Origin of the sequence: Methanoculleus chikugoensis (assembly GCF_900095385.1) — an archaeon.
GTDB classification, from domain to species: domain Archaea; phylum Halobacteriota; class Methanomicrobia; order Methanomicrobiales; family Methanoculleaceae; genus Methanoculleus; species Methanoculleus chikugoensis_A.
Genome location: NZ_FMID01000015.1, coordinates 1 through 10,343, shown reverse-complemented (window position 1 = coordinate 10,343; position 10,343 = coordinate 1). Strand labels below are relative to the sequence as shown.

Sequence of the window (10,343 nt, the reverse complement as noted above, 5' to 3'; positions counted from 1 at the left end):
GTTCCTGTTCAAACGGTTTTATTGGGTGCAGATCACGTTGATTCAACACTTTGGGACGGGGAGGATCTCTGTTTGAAGAAGTCTTCTGTAGATACAATACATTTCATTGATTCATTAAAGGCTCATGAGAAAAAATTAATCTTATGCCTGGGTCGATGGGAGCCTTATTGTTACAAGAACTCAGAAGCAATGTTCGACGTAATGCGGCAAATTAGAACCGCTGTTCCTGATTGTGCCTTGCTGATCCTAGCAGATCCTACTAACGTAGAGATCCCTGATGATCTACAAAAATTAGTATTTCCCATAGGATTTCCCGACGACTCAGAATTAAAGTACGTAATGAGTCAGGCAGATTTAGGCATCAGTCCTTCCTTATGGGAGGGGTTTAACCTCCCCATTGCCGAGATGCAGTGGTTGGGCCGCCCGGTTCTTGCATTTAATCTAGGGGCGCACCCCGAGGTGATCCTCGATCCTTGGTATCTCTGTAACGATATGAACGACATGGTTGTTAAAGCGCTTGAGATCTTGAACGGGCATGAGCTCGAGACTTCCAAGCGGGAGGCGTCGTTAGAGAAATTCCGCGAGTCTTTCCGATGGGACCGTGTTATTATGGAATACAACAACATTCTGAAAGATCTGCAGGAAGGTATTGTTAAGGATAAAGCAGGGTCTCTAACTATAATAGTTGATGTAACAAACGCTTCCAGGGATCCCGCGAATTCCGGGGTCATTCGGGTTACCCGGCGAATATGCAAGGAATTGCAGAGATATCTGGATCCCGTTTTCGTTGTATGGGATTCATCGTCTAAGTGCTATCTTTTGCCTAATAAATCTGAGTTTAAGCAGTTAGGAGAATTTAATGGACCTTTGCCTGGTGATGAAAGTAAACTCTCTCCGGATGATCACAGGGTCACGCTCCATGAATATCTTCCGTCACTAGGTGGGACTTTTTGGCTTCTTTTTACAGAGACCGTCGATGAAACCCATGCCCGGGTCGTCCGTCAATACGCACGGGATAAAGGCATCAACTTGGCAGCAATTTTTTATGACGCTATTCCCGTCCTTTACCCCGATCTCTGTAAAGACCTAACTATTAAGCAGAATCACCGCCAATATATGACAGGTCTTGCTGAATGTGATGTTGTAATCCCAATTTCTAATTATTCAGCTCAATGCTTGATGGATTTCTGGGAAAGTAGTAGCATTAGTGGCTGCAAAGTGATACCCAATCCACTTCCTGGCGAATTTGGCGGTGCAGAACGAACAGTAGAAATCCCTGAATTCAGAGCAAAATCTGCTGATATCCTCTGTGTTTCAACATTAGAACCCAGGAAAAATCATAAAACACTTGTCCAAGCATGCTTGTTGCTGCAGGAAAAGTACCCTAATCTTGATTGGAATCTCACACTTGTAGGCAACCGATATGCAGGAGCATTTGACATTGCTGACTATGTTCAGTCGGTTTCAGCGAATAATCCTCATATCAAATGGTTGGGAGTTGTTGACGATATCACGTTGCATAGCCTCTATGAAAAGGCGTCATTTACAGTTTATCCCTCGATAGTAGAGGGGTTTGGCATGCCAATCCTTGAGAGTCTCTGGCATGGAAAACCATGTATTTGTTATAACAAAGGGGTCATGGCAGAACTCGCTAAAGATGGTGGATGCCTGACTGTTGATGTTAAAAACGCTAGTTTTTTATCTGAGACAATACATCGCCTTATCACTGATGAAGAACTCCATCTCAAACTGTCTCAAGAAGCTGTGGCAAGGGAAATAAAATCCTGGGATGACTACATCCGTGAATTATTATCAGTTCTTATATTGGAATCTACAACAAAATTTACAACAGTAGGTTCATCTGTATCTCGTCAGGAACCCGCGATGCTGGCTGATTCCCCCAATTGGGAGGATATCCTTTATCCTGGCTGTTTATGTGAACATTGGCAAATGAACCATTCTGAAAGGTTAGCCGTGACTGCGCTGCTCTCCCGCCATAAACCCCGGTGCAGTATAGAGGTGGGAACTTATATGGGTGGAAGTCTTTCGTTAATATCGCAATACTCTCATACGGTATTTTCTATAGACATTGACCCAAGTATTCCAAACAAGTTTAGACAGTTTGATAATGTCTGTTTCCTGACAGGTCCTTCGAAAATTATCCTGCCGCTGTTGTTAAAAGAATTAGATCGTGAGCAGGTCCCTGTTGATTTCATCCTAATTGATGGTGACCACTCCGCTGAGGGCATAAAGCAGGATCTTGAGTCCGTACTCTCTTATATCCCTAAAAAGCCTCTTTTTATCGTTATGCACGATAGTTTCAATCCAGAATGTCGTAGAGGTATGCAAGAGGTAAATTGGGAGGGATCTCCCTATGTCCATTGGGTAGATCTTGACTTTATCCCGGGAAGAATTGTTGAAACGGGTGGTCCTTCAAGGGGAGAAATGTGGGGTGGATTAGGGTTGGCTTACCTTAAGCCCGTAACCCGCCAGGGTCCGCTACAGATCAATCTTTCAGCGGGCAAGATGCATGAAATTATCAAAAATTGCCGGAAATAGGGAAAACATCTGCCATCGGTGGTTGAATTTGTGTGAGACAGTGAGAAGGCTATGGGGAAAAAGATAGTTATCTGCTGTAATGTGTATCCCCCGAATTTCATCGGGGGGGCAGAGTTGATAGCGCATGCGCAGGCCAAAATTCTAAAGGAACTCGGTCATGATGTTGTCGTCTTTACTGGAGACACCCAGGGTTGGCATAATAGGCATTCAATGCGGCGGGAAGTTTACGAGGGTTTAACCGTCTATCGTGTTTGTCTGACGTCGGAAGACTACCCTTCAGATCGCATTAATTTCTTTCATAAGGAGGTGGAAGAGCACTTTCAGAAAATTTTAGATGAATTTTCACCCGATATAGTACACTTCCATAACATCATCGGTCTCTCTGTAGGCCTTATCCATATTGCTAAACAGAAGGGAATAAAGACCGTAATGACTCTGCATGATCATTGGGGGTTTTGTTTAAAGAATACTGTTATGAAACATGAGGGTGAAATTTGTCGGGATTTCACCCGATGTGAAGAATGTATGCCTTCTTTTTCGGACGAAAATGGCAACAATTTACCTCTATGGATGAGACAGAATTTCATTGCACTTCAACTCCAGGATATTGACGCATTTATTTCTCCAAGCCGGTACCTTGCTGATGCTTATATATGTGCAGGGCTCCCTGCGCACAAATTTCATGTAATCTGGAATGGGATTGATGTCCGAAAATTTACGAGCATCAATAAAATTAAAAGTCCTGGTTCTACAAGATTTACATTTATTGGATACTTTGGAGCCCATAAAGGGATTCATGTTTTGCTTGAGGCATTGCAATATCTCGATAAGGATAGGTATATACTCAATCTTGTAGGAGATGGGGAACTTCTGGCGGAATACAAGAATAAAGTGCAAAGTGCGGGGTTGGAATGTTCTGTAAAGTTTTGGGGAAAGATAAAAGATATCAAGGACGCATATGCCCAGACCGATGTTTTAATTTTGCCCTCGATTTGGCCAGAAAACCAGCCGGTCACTATTACTGAAGCAATGGCCGCGAAAACCCCTGTGATTGCTTCAAATTGTGGTGGGATTCCGGAATTGGTAGAGGATGAAAAAACAGGTCTTCTCTTTGAATCGGGAAATGTTCAGGACCTTGCACGAAAGATGTTATATGTCATACAGAATCCTGAAAAAATCAAAACTTTTGGAGAGTACGCATATCAAAAAATAAGAGCCAATACCAGCGATAATCAAGTGAAGAAGATTCTCGAACTTTATGATCACATAGATCCGTCAAATGCTGGGCAGATTGGAAAACAAAATTTAGTTCTTTGTTATGGTAGTCACATCGATCTCGATTGTATTGATGCAATTAATAGGCTTTCGCAGAGTTCTGAAAATGGGGATTGCCGATTCGTTATGTTTGACTGGCTTCAGGACGATCAGATCAAAGCAGGTGCCGTATTATGGATTGTGGACAAGTCTATTGATGGCAAATCTCTGTTTGTAGGGCTAAAATATAAACTCCCATTGCTTGTCCCTGAAGGAAATGATGAGTTAAGGCAATTCTGTATAAAATACAATTGTGGGCTGTATTACCAGACTACTTACGAGGCAGAAGGCGCTCTCCAGTGTTTATTGAATAACGAGAAGATGCGAACTATTATTGCAACAAATGGTTATACTGCTTATTGTTTATTAGAAAAATTGAGGTTTACGAGTCAATATGGAACGAATCGAACTAATTCATAATCTAAAAGATATGCCGTTATCTTTCGTAATATTGTGTCATGGAGATCATCTCAATACTCTCCCGATCATGACAATGCATGCTAGGTGCATCAATCCCATGAACGAGTGTGTATATCGCTCTTAACGTGGAACAATCTTCTTAAACACCTCAATCCAATTGGAGAACCGTTCTACTGCATTGCGCTTCTTGTAGAGTTCTGGATCGAACCAGAATGGGCTCCCTCGTTTCGGATATTCTAGGTTGGATTCAGGGCTATTTTAATTTTACAGAAGTTTCGTTACACTATCGAATGCTCACGCTAGAATTTCAACTGCATATTCTCATTGAATGGACTGCTATTGCTAAACTCCTTTTGTCCTCTGACAGTCCCAAATCGCTGGGTGATACTGCATCTGGCAACTCAAAAGCGACATACTGGATCTCCTCCTCTAATACCTCGCGGGGAATAACAATTGTTTTCTCTTGAAATCCAGATTGCTCAAACACCCACTCTCCAACATACTGCCTGTTTACGGCTACAATCATCCGTTGTTGATCGATTACCTCTCCGCCAAGATAGGGCGATGCGGTGATTGTTAGGGTTAGATCAGAATCCGTGTTTTTCGTTCGAACTGCCAGCACAGCAAGTGGGCCACTTGTCCAGGTAAATCCCTCTTCAGGGCCTGACCATCCGGCAAGTTGATATTGCTGTGCGGTTCCTTTGATCCCAAATTGGGTGACACTGTCGTATTCATATGTTGGTAAGGATATGACCACTTCTTTAGGTTTGTATATCCTAAATGTTGGTTTCCATGAGCTGGGAAGCCAGCTATGACCTGAAACCGAGTATTCGCTCATTGGAGGTAAATATGTGTGATACTCTCCGTCCAACCATTGACTCCAGTTATAGTGGTAAAACTTTCGATCTCGGTCACTCGAATCGCTGAACGAGAAGATTGAGGGTCCGGAAGGAACATCAGATAACATTAACACGGATGCTATTGTATGAGGTACATCGCCAAGTGTAACAGGTGCATCAGATATTGCCATATCCCCATCTGAATTGAATGGTTTTACCAGCATGAGTGGTAACCCGGAAGCGATAACACCCTCCCCCACGGTTTGGATTTCATTTCCTGCGCTTTCGTCCAACGATCCTGTATTTAAGCCAATTCTCCCTGCATGGGTCCCATGATCGCTAATGATGAATATAATCGAATTATCGTAGATCCCCTGTCTTTTCAGTTGTGTGATCAGTTCTCCTGCGATATTTAATGCTGCTTTTGACTGTTCTTTAGCACCAGAACGATCCTGGGGTAAGTCTTCTTGCTGCAACTGGGCGTTGAGGGTGTAGGGTCCATGTGCTCCCCAGATGTGATAGTACTTAAACGTCCTCGCTTCACTTGAAGCAACAGTACTGGAGATCAGAGAGTTATAGAAAACCACATCGCGATGAAGGTCATCACTATCCCCGAGTTCAACAAAAGGCATGAAATAGAACTCACTCTTTAAGAAATGAGGGACATATCGGAACATGGTAAGTCTGTAGAGTTCCATTGCACCTTTCTGTTGGTCTACATCTTTATCTACCCTACTATGCTGTTGAGTGCCTACATTCGAGGCGATCTCATCACCTAAATAAAGTTCTGCACCTTCAAGAGGGAACAAATCTACCCTGTAACCATTCTCTTTCAGTATGAGCGGGATCGAATCCTCTAAAAATGCATTTTTAATGAAGTCCTGTATTGGAATAGAATTGTCATAATATTCACCTGTTAGGATAAATGTAACTGATGCATATGTTGTCGGAAATCCACCCATTGCATTCCTGTAATAGGTAAACCCATCAAGCATCTCACGATATTCATCCTCCTCGTCAATGATCTCCTGGAAAACATCTGATTGAAAAGAATCCAGCACCAGAATAATGACATTCTGCTCCTTGGAGAACTCAAACATAGTTTCGTCATCGTAACCGATAGTGTAGCTCTTCCACTCGGGTTCATCCGGTGCCTGATATATTTCGGCTGCCAAGCCCCCACCCTGGACGACGAGCAAAAGAACACTTGCAAGGGCGATGTGCTTGTAAAAGGAAGGAGCCTTGAAGAGTGCAACCCCGAGAATGGCGATCCAGACGGCTGAATCGATGATCCCGTTGAGAAGATAATCATTCCAGACGATCTCTCGCCCATTGAGTATTCCATAATCCCAGACCAGTATATGCCCCTGAACCCAGAATAATAACCCGAGTGCAAATACGAGGACTACTACCCGCTGATGTACGCTCCCTTTCAGAAAAAGCGACAGTATCGATAGGATTACACCTGCAACCAAGGAGTGAATTACAAAAACCCAGACCAGGTCTGTATACAGGTAGGGAATCTCCAGAATATTTGTGTAATACAGATATGACGGGCCAAAGAACAGCAAGGTGAGTGACAGGAGAAATGATGCAGCTACAGTGGGTCCCCACTTTTCTGGGTCATGAAAAATCTGTTGAATTCTTTCTCTTATTGTCATTAAGTCTCCTCGTAATGCACGTAATTTATTGCGAATCCCAGACTTTAGGCATACATTCCAGTAAATTGATTTACAAACGGCACGCTGTTCACGATCATCTGGCCTTCATAAGGTAGAGGACACGCAACGAGTCCTCGATAGGCTCTTTCCTGATGATAGTGAACTGTTCGCCAAACCTCTCCTCAAACACATCCTGTGAGTAATCCCCGAACACATCCTCGCGGTTCGCGAGCAGTTTCCGGACCTGCGAATCCTCCTTAGGTACGAACTCGATCACGAGATAGTCCGCGATCTCAGCGAAGAACCCGGAAATCCTCTCGAACGGGACGTTGTTGGAGATGGCGAGGTGATGGATCAGGGCAAGTGCAAAGATCATGTCCACAGGCCCACGTCCAATCAACGAATCCCGCTCTGCATTCTGCCAGCCTATTCCCGGGCTTGGGTTCGTGAGATCGAGCAGGAGGGGGAGAAGGTTCTGCTCATTATTCTTCCGGATATCGAGGGTGTTTAACTCCACGCAGGCAGGATCGATGTCAAACGCAACAGTGGGGATGCCGCGTTCGCTTGCAAGCCGGGAGAAGACCCCGACGTTTGCTCCGAGGTCCCAGACCGTTCGGGGCCGGGCGAGGTCCAGGAACTCGCCGACAAGCTTCTTCTTGTGCTCTAACCCGGCCGCCGAGTAGTTTGTCTCGGTGTAGTAGTCGGCCCACTCGGTCCCGGCGGGCCGCCAGTCCAGGCCCCTGACGGCGTTGGACAGGCTATCGAGCAGACCCAGCAGTGCGTTTTTAGCCAGTTTCGGGCGCTCGATGGTCTCGTGGGTATCCGCGTGCTTTGCTTGGCTCTTCGCGTGCATGTGAATGTGCATGGCAAGGCCCGGCTTGAGCCGGGTCCGCCCGGGCAGGAGAGAACTCGCGAGATCCAGGGGGACGCCGTCGATGTAAACCCGCAGCAACTGGCCGAGCCGGATGTCCCGGTGGGCCATGAGCGCCAGCGGTGCAAGAAAGTGCTGGCAGAACTGCCGGTACGCCACCCAGGGATCCCCTTTCCGGTAGCGCTCGAATGAGAGGGTATCGATGAAGAGCGCTCTCCCCTGGTGGAACTGGATGTTGTAGGCGCTGGCGTCCTTGAGGGTCATCCCGTGCTCCAGTGCGGTTTTCTCGACATCCAGGGTGACCAGTGCAGCTTCTTTGAGCTGGCTGAATGACCACTCGTAGGGATACGAGATAAAGGGAATCTCTTCCGGCTGGATGATGAGGTATGCGTTTTCGGTTTGTTCCGGAGGGATATCGACCTCTTTGTGGGGAATCAGGGCTTGTCTGGAGACGAGTTTATCGTACAGGCCGGACTGCATGAGGCAGTCATAGTCCTCGCGGCAGGCATCGTTTATCTGCCGGTAGAGTACACCATCGCGCCGGAAAAGAAAGCCGCCCGGGTCTCTGAAGGAACTGGGAAGGACTCCTGATTCACTCTTCATGGCCATCGGCGCTGGGTCTGAATCGATCTTTGAGTTTCTGCCAGTACATTTTTAACGTAAATACCAAACCCAACCCGACTGCGACCAGCAACTGCCAGATCATACTCCCGACACCGGGATCCAGGTACGCGGAAACCGATTGGGGAATGACGATCAGCGCAATGAGAATCAATAAAATGTGCCGTAACTGCAACATGATCACCTGATGATTAATTAGTTAAATTGTTGATGTTCCATGATATATACCGCTTACGAATCGGGTATCGATAGAGTTAAGCTCAACTAACTGTTGTCTGCGACCCGTAAGATCTTTAAGCGAAATGCCTGTTGAAGTGGTGGTTTTGTAAATATCCCGCATAGAGAGGGAATGGATATGTCCGGAAAATGTTGAAAATCTATACCTCCCTTTCTTCACGTGCTCGGGATCAAAACCTCCATTGGTCAGAACTGTGTCGCATTACCCCTTTCATCGCCTAGCACCGCTCAGCGGAATCTGGTTGCCATCGAGTCAGGTTTTTGTGCTGGTGTTCTGCACGGTGACAGGAGCTGTATCATTCTGTCCCGCGGTTGTGGTAGTGGGGATGGTAGTGGGGATGGTAGTGGGGATGGTAGTGGGGATGGTAGTGGGGATGGTAGTGGGGATGGTAGTGGGGATGGTAGTGGGGATGGTAGTGGGGATGGTAGTGGGGATGGTAGTGGGGATGGTAGTGGGGATGGTTGTAGGGATGGTCTCATTTACGACGACCGCGTCCACTGTTGGCGTTGCTGCTGTCGTCACCTGCACGGTCTTTGCGAGTGTCTCTCCGAACCACTGGTGCCCATCCCAGACCATGCGGTACTGGGGGTTGTGGGTGTCTGCTGTTGCCGGTGCGGTCATGGTGAAAGTGAAGGTGTGGGACGCTCCCGGCGCCACGGTCACTCCCGTCGGGATCGTGACCCGTGCCGGGCCGAACAGAATCGCATCGCCCGCTCCGTCACCGACAGCACCCAGCCGGATCCGGTCTCCCTCGGACCAGGTCTTCGTGCCGGTGTTCTGCATGGTGACGGAGACCGAGGCACTCTGCCCTGCGGTCATAGTTGCGGGGATGGTGTCCGAAACAACTGCGGCATCGACGGTCGATGCCGCCGTCACCTGAATCGTCTTGGGAAGTGTCTCTCCGAACCACTGCTGGTATTCCCACACCATGCGGTACTGGGGCGTGTAGGTGTCTGCTGTTGCCGGTGCGGTCATGGTGAAAGTGAAGGTGTGGGACGCTCCCGGCGCCACAGTCACTCCCGCTGGGATCGCAACCCGTGCCGGGCCGAACAGCGCCGCATCACCGACAGCACCCAGCCGGATCCGGTCTCCCTCGGACCAGGTCTTCGTGCCGGTGTTCTGCATGGTGACGGAGACCGAGGCACTCTGCCCTGCGGTCATGGTTGCGGGAATGGTATCCGAAACAACTGCGGCATCGACGGTCGATGCCCCTGTCACCTGTACCGTCTTGGGAAGTGTCTCTCCGAACCACTGGTGGAGTTCCCAGACCATGCGGTACTGGGGAGTGTAGGTGCCTGCTGTTGCGGGTGCGGTCATGGTGTAGGTGAAGGTGTGGGACGCTCCCGGCGCCACGGTCACTCCCGCCGGGATCGTGACCCGTGCCGGCCCGAACAGCGCCGCATCGTCCACTGCCCCCAGCCGGATCCGGTCTCCCTCGGACCAGATCATCGTGCCCGTGTTCTGCATGGTGACGGAGACCGCGTAACTCTGCCCCGCGGTCATAGTTGCGGGGATGGTGTCGGAAACGACTTCAGCGTCAACGGTTGATGCTGGTGTCACCTGAATCGTCTTTGTGAGGGTCTCTCCGAACCACTGGTGGAGTTCCCAGACCATGCGGTACTGGGGGGTGTAGGTTCCTGCTGTCGCCGGTGCGGTCATGGTGTAGGTGAAGGTGTGGGACGCTCCCGGCGCCACGGTCACGCCTGCGGGAATCGTAACCCGTGCCGGTCCGAACAGAGACGCATCGCTGCCCACGGCACCCAGCCGGATCCGGTCTCCCTCGGACCAGGTTGTCGTGCCGGTGTTCTGCATGGTGACGG

The 10,343-nt window shown here is 48.2% G+C and carries 5 protein-coding genes; 2 read left to right on the top strand and 3 right to left on the bottom strand.

The features are described from left to right. Together L21_RS02675 and L21_RS02670 are read left to right on the top strand one after the other, a co-directional pair. Positions 1–2,559 (top strand): glycosyltransferase (locus tag L21_RS02675; protein ID WP_143727194.1); only part of this gene is annotated, 2,559 nt, incomplete at its 5' end. A gap of 51 nt (positions 2,560–2,610) precedes the next feature. Next, complete coding sequence (locus L21_RS02670; protein ID WP_083608729.1) at positions 2,611–4,293, top strand: glycosyltransferase family 4 protein; 1,683 nt, start codon at positions 2,611–2,613, stop codon at positions 4,291–4,293. A gap of 307 nt (positions 4,294–4,600) precedes the next feature. Here the strand turns inward: L21_RS02670 and L21_RS02665 are convergent, their stop codons facing one another. The 3 genes from L21_RS02665 to L21_RS02650 all read right to left on the bottom strand — a co-directional run. Next, on the bottom strand, positions 4,601–6,793 hold the full coding sequence (locus L21_RS02665; protein WP_074368952.1) for a sulfatase-like hydrolase/transferase: 2,193 nt from the start codon (positions 6,791–6,793) through the stop codon (positions 4,601–4,603). 94 nt (positions 6,794–6,887) lie between these two features. Beyond that, positions 6,888–8,267, bottom strand: coding sequence for a class I SAM-dependent methyltransferase (locus tag L21_RS02660; protein WP_074368955.1), 1,380 nt, complete (start codon positions 8,265–8,267; stop codon positions 6,888–6,890). Between the two features lie 508 nt (positions 8,268–8,775). Continuing rightward, a partial coding sequence (locus L21_RS02650) for an NBR1-Ig-like domain-containing protein (RefSeq protein WP_218600622.1) occupies positions 8,776–10,343 on the bottom strand: 1,568 nt, incomplete at its 5' end.